The sequence below is a fragment of the Streptomyces sp. NPDC037273 genome (genome assembly GCF_055603625.1).
In genome coordinates this window covers 296,291-308,613 of sequence record NZ_JBVJVO010000004.1, presented here as the reverse complement: position 1 = coordinate 308,613, position 12,323 = coordinate 296,291, and the positions used below count along the sequence as shown (strand labels likewise).

General features: G+C 73.1%; 11 protein-coding genes and 4 pseudogenes. 2 read left to right on the top strand and 13 right to left on the bottom strand.

What is annotated here, in order from left to right; genetic code table 11:
• Positions 1-44: 44 nt before the first annotated feature.
• A complete protein-coding gene (locus tag ACZ7G1_RS13580) occupies positions 45-386 on the bottom strand; it encodes an ArsR/SmtB family transcription factor (RefSeq protein WP_470871983.1) in 342 nt (113 codons plus the stop codon).
• Positions 387-596: 210 nt separating this feature from the next.
• Here ACZ7G1_RS13580 and ACZ7G1_RS13575 point away from each other — a divergent pair.
• A pseudogene (locus ACZ7G1_RS13575) lies at positions 597-955 on the top strand (zinc ribbon domain-containing protein YjdM).
• 355 nt (positions 956-1,310) lie between these two features.
• Here the strand turns inward: ACZ7G1_RS13575 and ACZ7G1_RS13570 are convergent.
• Positions 1,311-1,812: pseudogene (locus ACZ7G1_RS13570) on the bottom strand (flavoprotein); the annotation flags it as partial.
• Between the two features lie 72 nt (positions 1,813-1,884).
• Here ACZ7G1_RS13570 and ACZ7G1_RS13565 point away from each other — a divergent pair.
• Positions 1,885-1,986, top strand: a pseudogene (locus tag ACZ7G1_RS13565) (aldehyde dehydrogenase family protein); the annotation flags it as partial.
• 285 nt (positions 1,987-2,271) lie between these two features.
• On the opposite strand, the pseudogene ACZ7G1_RS13560 reads toward ACZ7G1_RS13565, so the two are convergent.
• From ACZ7G1_RS13560 to ACZ7G1_RS13510, 11 genes and pseudogenes are all read right to left on the bottom strand, one after another.
• Positions 2,272-2,790: pseudogene (locus tag ACZ7G1_RS13560) on the bottom strand (hypothetical protein); the annotation flags it as partial.
• A 118-nt stretch (positions 2,791-2,908) separates the two neighbouring features.
• Positions 2,909-3,103 (bottom strand): hypothetical protein, encoded by a 195-nt coding sequence (locus tag ACZ7G1_RS13555; protein ID WP_470871320.1) that lies wholly within the window; start codon positions 3,101-3,103, stop codon positions 2,909-2,911.
• A gap of 119 nt (positions 3,104-3,222) precedes the next feature.
• Positions 3,223-3,849, bottom strand: coding sequence for a hypothetical protein (locus tag ACZ7G1_RS13550; protein ID WP_470871322.1), 627 nt, complete (start codon positions 3,847-3,849; stop codon positions 3,223-3,225).
• The gene (locus tag ACZ7G1_RS13545) at positions 3,846-4,517 is read right to left on the bottom strand and encodes an ABC transporter ATP-binding protein (protein ID WP_470871324.1); all 672 of its coding nucleotides are present in this window, start codon (positions 4,515-4,517) and stop codon (positions 3,846-3,848) included. Before ACZ7G1_RS13545 ends, ACZ7G1_RS13550 begins: the two co-directional genes overlap by 4 nt.
• Positions 4,510-5,508 carry an ABC transporter ATP-binding protein gene (locus ACZ7G1_RS13540; RefSeq protein WP_470871985.1) on the bottom strand — a complete coding sequence of 333 codons (999 nt, stop codon included), beginning with the start codon at positions 5,506-5,508 and terminating at the stop codon, positions 4,510-4,512. The genes ACZ7G1_RS13545 and ACZ7G1_RS13540 overlap by 8 nt, the downstream gene beginning before the upstream one ends.
• An 11-nt stretch (positions 5,509-5,519) precedes the next feature.
• A complete protein-coding gene (locus ACZ7G1_RS13535) occupies positions 5,520-6,356 on the bottom strand; it encodes an ABC transporter permease (RefSeq protein ID WP_470871326.1) in 837 nt (278 codons plus the stop codon).
• Complete coding sequence (locus ACZ7G1_RS13530) at positions 6,349-7,341, bottom strand: ABC transporter permease (protein WP_470871986.1); 993 nt, start codon at positions 7,339-7,341, stop codon at positions 6,349-6,351. Before ACZ7G1_RS13530 ends, ACZ7G1_RS13535 begins: the two co-directional genes overlap by 8 nt.
• Positions 7,338-8,936 (bottom strand): ABC transporter substrate-binding protein, encoded by a 1,599-nt coding sequence (locus ACZ7G1_RS13525; protein ID WP_470871328.1) that lies wholly within the window; start codon positions 8,934-8,936, stop codon positions 7,338-7,340. Before ACZ7G1_RS13525 ends, ACZ7G1_RS13530 begins: the two co-directional genes overlap by 4 nt.
• A gap of 109 nt (positions 8,937-9,045) precedes the next feature.
• Complete coding sequence (locus ACZ7G1_RS13520; RefSeq protein ID WP_470871330.1) at positions 9,046-10,137, bottom strand: acyl-CoA dehydrogenase family protein; 1,092 nt, start codon at positions 10,135-10,137, stop codon at positions 9,046-9,048.
• Positions 10,134-11,315, bottom strand: a complete 1,182-nt coding sequence (locus ACZ7G1_RS13515; protein ID WP_470871332.1) for an acyl-CoA dehydrogenase family protein — start codon at positions 11,313-11,315, stop codon at positions 10,134-10,136. Before ACZ7G1_RS13515 ends, ACZ7G1_RS13520 begins: the two co-directional genes overlap by 4 nt.
• Complete coding sequence (locus ACZ7G1_RS13510) at positions 11,312-12,280, bottom strand: NADPH:quinone oxidoreductase family protein (protein ID WP_470871334.1); 969 nt, start codon at positions 12,278-12,280, stop codon at positions 11,312-11,314. The genes ACZ7G1_RS13515 and ACZ7G1_RS13510 overlap by 4 nt, the downstream gene beginning before the upstream one ends.
• Between the last annotated feature and the right edge of the window lie 43 nt (positions 12,281-12,323).

The window sequence follows — 12,323 nt, the reverse complement described above, 5'->3', positions numbered from 1 at the left end:
GGAGCGAATCCGGCCCAGCAGGGCCGTCACCGCAGTGTTCCCGCTCACGAGGCCGCACCCTCGGACTCGCGCAGTTCCTCCAGCAGTACGCTCTGCCCCGTCAGGACCTCGGTCAGGATCCGCCGCGCCGCCAGCATCAGCTGCGCCACGTCCCCGCCCGCCAGCTCGTAGACGACCGTCGCGCCGTCACGGGTCGATGTGACGATCCCCGATCGACGCAAGACCGCGAGCTGCTGAGACAGAGCCGAGGGCTCGATCTCGATCGCGGCCAGCAAGTCCCGCACCGGCATTCGCCCGTCCTGCAGCAGCTCCAGGACCCTTATGCGCACGGGGTGCCCGAGCATCCGGAAGAACTCGGCCTTCGCCTGGTACAGCGGAACCGGCACGGTCACGCACCCTTCTCACCGCCCCGAACGGGGCAACGCCTGGCGCTGTGCCCGCGGCTACCTACGAGCACAGCACATGCAGCATCTATGAAATTGCAGACTTTTGCAATTTGTTATTGTGACTACTCCATCGCGCGGACCCGCCCGTCGGTCGGCCAGCCGGTCTACTCCAGGGCGCTCCCGCTTCCCGACGTCCAGAAACCTGCGTGAATGAGCGACAACCTGCCTCCGTGTCCGAAGTGCTCCAGTGAGTACACCTACGAGATGAACGCTCTGGTGTCTGTCCGGAGTGCGGCCACGAATGGGTGCCTGCCGAAAGCGCTGAAGGTGACGCCGGCGCCAGCGGGGAGCGGGTGGTCAAGGACGCCGTCGGCAACGTGCTGTGCGATGGAGACAGCGTGACCGTCGTGAAGGCGTTGAAGGTCAAGGGCAGTCCCTCGGGCATCAAGGCGGGCACCAAGGTCCGCAACATTCGCTTGATCGACGGGATCGACGGCCACGACATCGACTGCCGGATCGAGGGCTTCGGAGCCATGCAGCTCAAGTCCAGCGTGGTCAAGAAGGCCTGACCCGCGGACCGCACACACAAAATTGCTGTCTCGGCTGCCTGGAGCACAGAACGCACTCCCCCGCCCCCTCGGCGGGCCTGGTGACGAGCACCCCCGTAGGCCGGCATAGGAGCGGGTCATGCAGCCGGGGTGCCGTGCAAGATCTCGGTGTCGACCCGGACGCCGTGCGCTTCACGGAACTGGGCGGCGGCGCGTCCGGCGCCGGTGTGTCGTCGGGGCCGTTCCATCGTGCGCATCGACCCCGGCCTCCACCCTCAGCACCGGCGGCAGCGACAGCAGGCAACCCCGACCAGCCAGCACCGGACCGGTCCCCTGTTCGGGTCGCGGCCACGCCGGCCTTGGTGTCGGGCTCGGTTCAGCAGCTGCCACCGCTCTCCTCGGGGGCCTCCGGCTCGTCGAAGAGACCCGCCCCGCCGCACACGCCCGTTTCGGGGAGGGCGAGTTCGACCCGTTCGGCGGCCTCGCGGTCCCCGGCGAGTACGGCGGCGATAGAACGCACCTGCTCGTAGCCGGTCATGGCGAGGGAGGTGGGGGCGCGGCCGTAGGACTTCATGCCGACGAGGTAGACGTCCTTCTCCGGGTGGGAGAGCTCGCCCACGCCGTGCGGGTAGACGGTGCCGCAGGAGTGGTGATTGGGGTCGATCAGCGGGGTGAGCTCGGTGGGGGCCTGGAGGCGTTCGTCGAGGCCGAGACGGAGTTCGTCCAGGAAGGACAGGTTGGGGCGCAGGCCGGCCAGGACGATGACCTCGTCCACCGCGTCCAGGCGGCGGCCGTCCTCGCCGACGAGCACGACACGGCCCGCGTCGTCCTTCTCGATCGGTACGGAATCCGGTGACCGCGTCCGCGTATCCGTCCTCCGTCCTCCGTCCTCCGTCCGTCATCATGCCTGTTCACCCGCCTTCCACATCTACGGGCTTTCGTCAAACTCCGCCCACGCTGCCTTCGGCGGCTACAAGCAGTCGGGCATCGGCCGCGAGACCCACCGGATGACGCTCAAGCACTACCAGCAGACCAAGAAGCTGCTGGGCTCCGATCAAGCAGCCCAGCACCCTGCGCGCGGGCGGCATCCACCCCGCCCACCTTCCGCTACGGTATGCAGTCCCTATGTCTGGTTCGGATGATGCCTCTCGCCAGCGGCGACGCGCCTCAGGAAGTGGTGCCCGCTGGGGAGAATCTGGGGAGAATGAAGGCCGTTGGGGAGCGGCTGGGGAGAATCGACCGCGTAAACCGGCGTCACCGTGAAAGCCCCGGAAACGAGCAAACTCGCAGGTCAGCACAGCCGATACAGCCATTTGCGCAGGTCAGCGCCCCGAGGGCGAGGACTTCTTGAAGATCTTCTCGAAGTCGAGGCGGGTGATGGCCTCGACCGTGGAGGAGCGCTGCGGCAGCTTGTACTCGGCGAGGGTGTCCAGGGTGCGCGGGTCGAGCAGCTTCAGGAGGAAGCCGCTGAAGGTGCCGCAGACGGTGACCAGGCGGCCACCCGCGTCGAAGGTGACGGTGGCGCACTCGCCGCCGATCGGCGCGATCTTCTCGCTGTCGACCTGCGGGGCCCGCCCGAGCGGCCCGGAGTACGGATGCGTTCCGCTCCCCGCCCCGTCGGCGTGCATCCCGCTGCGCCCGTTCGGCGCCAGGTACGGATGCTGGGCCGGTGCCCGGCCGGGCACCGGCCGCGCGGTCGCGGGCGCGCCCTCGTAGTGGTCGACGAGCCGGTGCCCGAGCGCGAGAGGTATCTCCTCGGCCTGGGCCACCGGCGCGGCACCCGCGAGCAGAGCGGCACTCAGCGCGGCGATCACGGCAAGCGCGCGGACGCGTCTGCCGGGTGGATGCGTGGTCACAGGGACTCCTCGTGTCACGTACGTACGGACGTCGCGCCGGGGCCCGACGGTAGGGGTGAGCACGGGAGAAGTACAGGAAACAGCCCCTGGTTTCATGGACAGTTCACGAGTGGCGGGGTCAGGGCCTGAGGCTGGAGACCACGTTGGCGGTGGCGGCGACGCCGTTGTGGATGGTGGGCGCCATGCTGGTGCCGGCGAGGAAGAAGCCGAGCAGGGCGCAGACGAGGGCGTGCGTGAACTTCAGGCCGCCGCTCCGCAGGAAGATCACGGCCAGCACCAGCAGGAGCACCAGCACGGAAATGGAAACGGCCATCGCACTCACGTCCCTCCGTCGCCGCACCGGAATTGCGGCGTTCGGCGGTCAGTGTGGCGGAACGCGCGGTCCGTCCGGGCGTATGGCGGGGCGGCCATACGGGTGAGATTCGGGGCGGATCAGCCGCCGAGGGTCTCCGCGACACGGGGGCGGCGCACCGCGTCGGCCTCCGGATCGGCGAGGAGTCCCGCGATGAGCGCCGCGTCGCCGAAGACCTCGGTGGCGCACAGGTCCCAGTCGGTGACGACGAGCCAGCTCCCGTCGGCGGCCCACCAGGTGGCGGGGAACCACGCGTCCGGCATGGCGTCGTGGTGGGCGAGCGCGTCGCCGAGGCGGCCCCGCCGGGCGACGAGCGCCTCGTCGGGGAGCGTGGAGACGGGGGCCTGGGCGGCCCCGCACAGGGTGGCCGGGCCCTGGGGTGCGTGCCGGGTCAGGTGGGTGACGAGCCGGGCCAGGCAGGCGCGGTCCATCTCCGCCGGGTCGGGTCCTTCGAGGTCGTCGGCGTCCGGCACGTCGTCGAAGACCAGGTACGAGAGGGTGCCGGGCCAGTCGGCGAGCCGGCGGCCCGCTCGGGCGAGTGCCTGGTCCCAGCGGAGTCGTACCGGACCGTCCTTGATGGTGTGGAGGATCCAGCAGTGGTCCTCGTAGCCGTCCTGGGGTTCGTAGCCGCAGGGGGCGGCGGCGAGGGCGGCGCGCAGGCCGTCGAGGGGGTCGTCCTCGGCTGCGGGCGTCCAGGGTGCGCTCACGGGGTCTCCTCGGCGGGCAGGCAGGACTTCCACTCCACCGTACGGTCGCACCAGCGCTGGAGCAGGACACGGTCGTGGCCGACGGCGAGCAGGCCGGCGCCGGTCTCCGCCCGGTAGGTCTCGACGGCGGCGACGAGGGCGGCCGTGGTGGAGGCGTCGAGCATGGCGGTCATCTCGTCGCAGATCAGCCAACGCGGGTGCAGGCTCAACGCACGGGCGAGGCAGGCGCGTTGGAGTTGCCCGTCGCTGACCTCGTGGGGGCGGCGGGTGAGCAGGTCGGGGGTGAGGCCGACGGCGGGCGCGAGTTGGGCGAGGCGCCCGGGGACCTCGGCCCGCCGCCCGGTGGCCCGGAGGGGCTCGGCGATCAGGTCGGCGAGGCTCAGGCGGGGGTCGGCGGCGGTGCGGGGCTGCTGGAAGACGACGCCGACGGCGGTGCGGAGTTCCCGCGGGGCGCGGTGGCGCCAGGCGCGCACCTCGGTTCCGTCGAGGACGAGCCGGCCGGAGTCGGGGCGGTGGAGGAGGGCGGCGACCCGGGCGAGGGTGGACTTGCCGCAGCCGCTGGGGCCGAGGAGTCCGACGGACTCGCCCGGGGCGATGGTGAGGGAGGCACCACGGACGACGGGGGCGCGGCGGTCGTATCCGGCGGTGACGGTGTCGAGTTCAAGCACGGCCGTGCTCCGGGTGGTGGCAGGCCACCCCGGCCCGGGGTTCGGGGCGGGTGGCGCAGAGGGCGGTGGCGCGGGCGCAGCGCGGGGCGAACGCGCAGCCTTCGGGCAGCGCGGAGAGTTCCGGCGGCATGCCGGGGACGGGGGCGAACGCCCGGTCGGGCAGGGCGTCGAGGAGGCCGCGGGCGTAGGGGTGGCGGGGGCCCGTGGGGCCGAAGAAGCGGTGGGCGGGGGCGATCTCGACGATCCGTCCGGCGTACATGACGGCGACGCGGTCCGCGACGCGTGCGGCGGCGGCGAGGTCGTGGGTGATGAGCAGCAGGCCGCGGCCCTCGTCGACGTGGCGGCGCAGTTCGTCGACCGTGCGGTCGACGAGCTCGCGGTCGAGGCCCGTGGTGGGTTCGTCGGCGAGCAGCAGCCGGGCGTCGCCGATGAGGGCGAGTGCGGTGGCGGCGCGCTGTGCGAGCCCGCCGGAGAGCTCGTGCGGGTACCGGTCGAGGTGCCCGGCGGGGAACGCGGCCCGTTCGGCGGCCTTCTCGGCCGCCGCGCGCCGGGCGCGCCGTGGGGCGCGGGTGAGGGCCCGTACCGTCTCCTCCAGCTGGGACCGCACGGTCCTGACGGGGGTGAGGTGGGCCGCCGGGCTCTGCGGGACGAGGCCGACGCGCCGCCCGCGTACGGTGCGGGCGAGGGTCTTCTCGTCGGCGGCGAGCAGATCGGTGGCGGCTTCTCCGGCCGCGTCGGCGAGCATCGCCGTGCCGGTGGATTCCGCGTTGCCGGGCAGCAGGCCGAGGAGGGCCGAGGCGAGGACGGACTTGCCGCAGCCGCTCTCGCCGACGAGGGCGAGGCACTCCCCCGCCGCGAGGTCGAAGTCGGCGTCGCTGACGGCGGCGACGCTCCGGCCGCCGCTCAGCCGGAAGCGGACGGTCAGGCCGCGGACGCTGAGCAGGGCGTCCTCGGCGCGTTCGGCGGTGACCGCCGCCAGGGCGCGGAGCACGTTCTCGGCGGTCACAGGGTCAGCTCCGATCGGCGGCGCGGGTTGAGCCGGTCCCGCCACGCGCCCGCGAGGCCCGCGATGGCGAGGGTCGGGATGATCAGCAGAAGGCCGGGGAAGAGCGTCGGCCACCAGTCCCCCGCGAGCAGGGACGAGCGGGCGTTCTGCACGAGGTTGCCGAGGCTGGCCCGGTGGCTGGGGAGTCCGAGGCCGAGGAAGGAGAGCGCGGACTCGTGCCACATGGCGTGCGGGATCATCAGGACGGCGGCGAGCCCGGCCTGGGGCAGTACGGCGGGCAGCAGGTGCCGCACGGTGACGCGCCACCGGGAGGCGCCGCCGGAGACGGCCGCGTCGACGAACGGCCGGGTGCGCAGCGAGAGGACCTCGGTGCGGACGATCCGGGCGGTGGAGAGCCAGTGGGTGACGGCGACGGAGGCGATGACGGGCCACACGCCGGGCCGGAAGAGGGCGACGACGAAGATGCCGAGCAGCAGGTGCGGGACGGACGAGAAGGCGTCGACGAGCCGCATGAGCGCGCGGTCGGTCCGCCCGCCGAGCGCCCCGGCCGCCGCGCCCACGGCGGTGCCGGCGACGGTGGCGACGAGCGCGGCGACCAGGCCGACGAGGAGCGAGATCCGCAGGCCGTGGACGCAGCGGAGGAGGAGGTCGCGGCCGAGGTCGTCGGTGCCGAAGGGGTGGTCCCAGGACGGCGGTAGGAGCTTGCGGGAGAGGTCGACGGCCTGCTCGTCGAGGGGGGCGAACAGGGGCACGAGGAAGACCGTGAGGAGGATGCCGCCGACGGTGACGGCGGAGGTCCACAGCCGTACGCGGTGGGTGCGCGGGTCAGCCATCGAAGCCCACCCTCGGGTCGGCGAGCCCGGACAGCAGGTCGGCGAGGAGGTTGCCGAGGAGTACGGCTCCGGTGGCGAGGACGGTGAGCGCGGCGAGCAGCGGGAAGTCGACGGAGGTGGCGGCCGTGACGGTGGCGGCGGCGATGCCGGGCCAGCTGAAGACGGTCTCCACGAGGAGGGCGCCGGTGATGAGTTCGGGGACGCGGGAGCCGACGAGGCTGAGCATGGGCAGCATTCCGGAGCGCAGGGCGTGGCCGGTGAGGACCGTGCGTTCGCGCAGGCCGCGGGCGCGGGCGCCGCGCACGGGGTCTTCGTCGAGGGCGTCGCCGACGCCCTGGCGGACGTACAGGAAGAACCAGGGCAGCTGGGAGGTCCCGAGGACGAGCGCGGGCAGCACGAGGTGGCGGGCGACCTGGCCGGCGGTGACGGTGTCGCTGGCGGTGTCGGTGAGGCCGCCGGCGGGCAGGACGCCGAGCCGCAGGGCGAAGAACCAGATGGCGAGCAGCCCGAGCCAGAAGGCGGGGGCGGCTTCGAGGGTGTACGCGGCGGAGCTGACGGCCCGGTCGAGGAGGCCGCCGCGGCGGCGGCCGGCGAGGACGCCGAGGAGGGTGCCGAGGGCGAGGGCGATCAGGAAGGCGGTGGCGGCGAGGAGGACGGACCAGCCGAGCCGTTCGCCGATGACGTCGGCGACGGGCCTGCGCATCACGGCGGAGTCGCCGAGGTCGCCGGTGAGGGCGGCGGTGAGCCAGTCCCACCAGCGGGTGAGCAGGGGCAGGTCGGCGCCGAGGTTGGCGCGGAGCTGGTCGAGGTTCTCCTGCGAGGCGGTGAGTCCTGCGGTGCCCGCGTAGGCCTTGACGGGGTCGAAGGGGGAGGCTTCGGCGACGGCGAACACCGCGAAGGTGACGGCGAGGAGGACGGGGACGGCGGCCAGGGCGCGCCGTCCCGTCATCCGGGCCATGGCCCCCCAGGGGAGGCGGCGGCTCACTTCTTCGGCTGCCACTTCTCGACGTTCCACCAGGGGCCGGAGGCGAGGCCGTGGTCGTGCGGTTCGACCTGGGTGGTGAGTCCTTCCCAGCGGTCGCTGACGACGTACAGGTGGTCGATGTGGGTGAGGAAGGTGTAGGCGGGGTTCTTCGCCAGTTCGCGCTGGACGGTGTCGTAGGCGGCGCGGCGCTTGGCGGGGTCGTCGGTCCTGCGGCCGTCCTCCAGGGCCTTGTCGACGGTCTTGTCGGCGTACCAGGCCATGTTGTTGAAGCCGTCGCCGGCGAGGGTGGACTTCAGGAGGGGGTACTGGTCGAAGTCGGGGTCGCCGGGCGCGCCGCCGCCGGCGAGGACGGCGTCGGTCTTCATCCGGGGTTCGATGACCTCCCAGGTGCCGGACTGGGTGGTGATCTCGATGCCGGCCTTCTTGGCGTCGGAGGCGTAGGCGAGGGCGTGGTCCTGGCGGAGCTTGTCGCCGGAGAGGTACCAGAGCGGGAAGGCGGCGCGGACGCCGTCCTTGACGCGGACGCCGTCGGGGCCGGGCTTCCAGCCGGCCTCGTCGAGGATCTTCCGCGCGCCGGCGAGGTCGTGGCGGCGCTCGGTGCCCTTCGCGAACCAGGGGCTGTCGGTGGGGACGGGTCCGTAGGCGGGCTTTCCGGCGCCTTCGAGGATCTTGTCGACCATGGTCTGCCGGTCGACGGCGAGGTCGAGGGCGCGGCGGACGGCGGTGTCGCCGGCGACCCGGTGGTGGGTGGGGAGGGTGACCGTGCGGTAGTCGTAGGTCTTGGCGGTGTACGTCGTGCGCCCGGCGTCCCGGGCGAAGCCGGCGGCGAGGTTGGGCGGCAGGACGGCGCCGTCGAGGTCTCCGGCGCGGAGCCTGGTGGCGCGGACGTCGTCGTCCTTGACGACGGCCATGGTGAGGCGCTTCACGGCGGGCGCGCCGCCCCAGTAGGTGGGGTTGGCCGCGAAGGTGAGCTTCTCGCCCTTGGACCAGCCGGTGAGGACGTACGGTCCGGTGCCGATCGGCTTGGTGGTGAGGGCGCCGGTGTTGGCGTCCTGCCGGGCGGCGATGTGCCGGGGCGCGATGGCGTGGACGGTGCGCTCGGCGAAGGGCGCGTAGGGGTACTTGAGGGTGAAGACGACGGTGTGGTCGCCGACGGCACGGACGTCCTTGAGGGCGTCGAGTTCGGTGCGGGAGGCGTTGTTCGTCTTCGGGTCGAGGATCGTCCGGTAGGTGTAGACGACGTCCTGGGCCGTGAAGGGGGCGCCGTCGCTGAAGGTGACGCCGGAGCGGAGCTTGTAGGTGTAGGTGAGTCCGTCGGCGCTGATCTTCGGCAGCTCGCTCGCGAGGGCGGGCTTGAGCGTCATGTCGGCGTCGAGGGCGAGGAGCCCGTCGAAGATCTTGGAGTTGCCGTCCTTGCCGTAGCCGAGGAGGGGGCTGAGCGTCTCGGGTTCGTAGGCGATGCCGACGACCGCGGAGTCCTTGGGTCCGCCGGAGCCGGCGGTGGTGCCGCCGGGGTTCGAGCAGGCCGCCGTGACGAGGGCGAGTGCCCCCGTCACGAGCGCGGCGGTCGCGCGGCGAACGGATCGGGCGGCCATCGGGTCCACACCCCTTTTGAAGATCGACTGTTATTGCGAAGCGATTGCAATTAAACAGTATGTAAAGGGGTGCGTACGCAGGGGGCCCCTTACCGAGGCCCCCCGCCCGTCACGCGGGCGCCGGCAGGTCCACCAGGGCGGCCACCGCGTCCAGGTGGCTTCCGGCCGAACCGAACGCGATCTGGTCGGACTTGGCCCGCTTGAGCGCCAGGTGCGCGGGGTGCTCCCAGGTCATGCCGAGCCCGCCGTGCAGCTGGACGCACTCCTCGGCCGCGCGGACCGCGACCTTCGAGCAGTAGGCCTGCGCCACCGCCACGACGAGCGGCGCGTCCGGGCTCCCGGTGGCCAGGGCGTCGGCCGCGGCGCGGGCCGCCGCCCTGGCGCCGACGAGGTCCAGCCAGAGCTGCGCCATGCGGTGCTTGAGCGCCTGGAACGAGCCGACCGGCCGGTTGAACTGGTGGCGCTCACGGGTGTGCCGCACGGTCTCCTCCAGACACCACTCGGCGAGCCCGAGCTGCTCGGAGGCCAGCAGTCCCGCCCCGGCGAGCAGTCCGCGCCGCACGGCCGCGCGGCCCGCGTCGGCTCCGGCGAGCCGGGTGCCGCTCCCCTCCCGCGTGGTGACCCCGGCCAGCGGCCGGGTGAGGTCGAGCGGGGTCCGCGGCTCGACCTCGGCCTCCGCCGCGTCGACGGCGTAGAGCCCGTCGTGGCGCGGTACGAGGAACACGTCCGCCGCCACCGCGTCGGCGACGGCCGGCACGGACGCGGCGGGCGCGCCGAGGCCCTCCGGCGGGGTCGGGAGCGGTACGGCGAGGACCGCGACACGGTCACCGGAGGCCAGGGCGGTGACGAGGTCGGCGGCCGGGCCGCCGTCCTCCGCGCCGAGCGCGAGCAGCGTCTCGGTCGCCACCACGGAGCTGGTGAGGTACGGGACCGGTGTCACGGCCCGGCCGAGCTCCTCCAGGACGACCGCGGCTTCGCGGTGACCCGCGCCCGCCCCGCCGAGCTTCTCGGGGACGAGGAGTCCGGCGGCGCCGATGCCGGCCGCGAGCGAGGTCCACACGCCCGGCACGTACGGGCTGTCCGTCTCGATCCGGGCGAGGACCTCGGGGTGTCCGGCCCGGTCTGCGAGCAGGGCGCGGACGGCCGCCCGCAGGTCGTCCTCGGTGTCCGAGTACAGGAGGTCCAGCGGCTGTTGCGTCATCGGGCGAGGTCCTTCCAGGCGACGTCCTTGTCGTTGCGGGGCTCGGGCGGCAGGCCGAGGACCCGTTCGGCGACGATGTTGAGGAGGACCTCGGTGGTGCCGCCCTCGATCGAGTTGCCCTTGGAGCGCAGATAGCGGTAGCCCGCGTCGTGGCCGGTGAAGTCGACGAGTTCGGGGCGGCGCATGGTCCAGTCCCCGTACAACAGGCCCTCCTCGCCGAGGAGTTCGACTTCCAGGCCGCTGATGGCCTGGTTGAGCCGGGCGAAGCCGAGCTTCATGGCGCTGCCCTCGGGGCCCGGTTGGCCCGCGACGAGCTGCTGGCGCAGCCGCTCGCCGGTGAGGCGGGCCACCTCGGCATCCGCCCAGAGGTCGAGGAGCCGCCGGTGCAGGTCGTGGGTGCGCAGCTCGGGCCGCTCGCGCCAGGTGGCGGCGAGCTTCCCGATCATGCCGCCCTCGCGCGGGATGCGGGCGCCGCCGATGGAGACCCGCTCGTTCATGAGGGTGGTCTGCGCGACCCGCCAGCCGTCTCCGACGGCGCCGAGGCGGTGGGCGTCGGGGATGCGGACGCCGGTGAGGAACACCTCGTTGAACTCGGCCTCGCCGGTGATCTGGCGCAGCGGCCTGACCTCGACGCCGGGGTCGGTCATGTCGCACACGAAGTAGGTGATGCCCCGGTGCTTGGGCGCGTCCGGGTCGGTGCGGGCGATGAGGATGGCCCAGCGGGCGACGTGGGCGCTCGACGTCCACACCTTCTGCCCGTCGACGATCCAGGAGTCGCCCTCCTTGACGGCCCGGGTGCCGAGCGCGGCGAGGTCGGAGCCGGCGCCGGGCTCGCTGAAGAGCTGGCACCAGACCTCCTCGCCCACCCACAGGGGCCGCAGGAAGCGGCGCTTGACCTCGTCGGAGCCGTGCGCGAGGAGGGTGGGGGCGGCCATGCCGAGGCCGATGCCGATCCGGCGCGGGTCGTTGTCGGGCGCGCCCGCGGCGGCGAGTTCGGTGTCGACGACGGCCTGGAGGGAGCGGGGCGCGTCGAGCCCGCCGAGGCCCACGGGGTAGTGCACCCAGGCGAGTCCGGCGTCGAAGCGAGCCTTGAGGAAGTCGGTGCGGTCGGTGGTCGCGGGCGGATTCTCGTCGAGCAACCGCCGCACGCGGGACCGGAGTTCGTCGGCGTCGGTCATGCGCGGGCCCCTTCCGGGAGGACGACGAGGCGGCCGGTGGTGGTGCCGGCGGCGACCCGCTGGACGGCGTCGGCCGCCCGGGCGAAGGGGACGCGTTCGCCGATGAGCGGCTTGATGAGGCCCTTGGCGGCGTAGGCCGTCAGGGTCTCGTGGCAGCGGGCGATCGAGGCGGGTTCCTTCTGCGCGTACAGGCCCCAGTGGAGGCCGAGGACCGAGTAGTTCTTCACCAGGGCGTGGTTGAGGGCGGGGGCGGGTACGGTGCCGCTGGCGAAGCCGACGATCACGATCCGCCCCTCGAAGGCGACGCACTTGGCGGACTGCTGGTAGGCCTCGCCGCCCACCGGGTCGTAGATCACGTCGGCGCCCCGGCCGCCGGTCGCGGCCTTGACGGCGGCGACGACGTCCTCGGAGCGGCGGTCGATCACCAGGTCGCAGCCGAGGTCGCGGGCGACGGCCGCCTTGTCCGGGCCGCCGACGACGCCGATGACGGTGGCGCCGGCCGCCTTGCCGAGCTGGACGGCGGCGCTGCCGACCCCGCCGGCCGCCGCGTGGACCAGGAGCGTCTCGCCCTCCCGGAGTCCGGCGCGGCGGTGCAGGCCGAACCAGCCGGTCTGGTAGCCGATGTGCAGCGCGGCGGCCTCGGCGTCGTCGAGGGCCTCGGGCGCGGGAAGCAGTGCGGCGGCGTCGGCGAGGGCGTACTCGGCGAAGCCGCCGTGCGGCAGGGCGACGGTGGCGATGACCCGGCGCCCGTCCTCGGTCTCGCCGCAGACCTCGACGCCGGGGGTGAAGGGCAGCGGGGGCCGCACCTGGTAGTGGCCGCGGCAGAGCAGCGCGTCGGGGAAGTTGACGTTGGCGGCGCGGACCCTGAGGAGGACCTGGCCGTCACCGGGCGTGGGCTGTTCCACCTCTTCGAGGCGCATCACCGCACCCGGTTCGCCGTTCTCGTACACACGCCATGCCTGCATCCGGAATGCCTCCTCCGTACCGAGCGGTCGGTGGCATACTAAG

Bases quoted from the DNA above. Each gene is read 5' to 3' on its own strand.
- ACZ7G1_RS13555 (WP_470871320.1), bottom strand. From the start codon at position 3,103: ATGGCCGTTTCCATTTCCGTGCTGGTGCTCCTGCTGGTGCTGGCCGTG.
- ACZ7G1_RS13535 (WP_470871326.1), bottom strand. From the start codon at position 6,356: ATGGCTGACCCGCGCACCCACCGCGTACGGCTGTGGACCTCCGCCGTC.
- ACZ7G1_RS13525 (WP_470871328.1), bottom strand. From the start codon at position 8,936: ATGGCCGCCCGATCCGTTCGCCGCGCGACCGCCGCGCTCGTGACGGGG.
- ACZ7G1_RS13520 (WP_470871330.1), bottom strand. From the start codon at position 10,137: ATGACGCAACAGCCGCTGGACCTCCTGTACTCGGACACCGAGGACGAC.
- ACZ7G1_RS13515 (WP_470871332.1), bottom strand. From the start codon at position 11,315: ATGACCGACGCCGACGAACTCCGGTCCCGCGTGCGGCGGTTGCTCGAC.
- ACZ7G1_RS13510 (WP_470871334.1), bottom strand. From the start codon at position 12,280: ATGCAGGCATGGCGTGTGTACGAGAACGGCGAACCGGGTGCGGTGATG.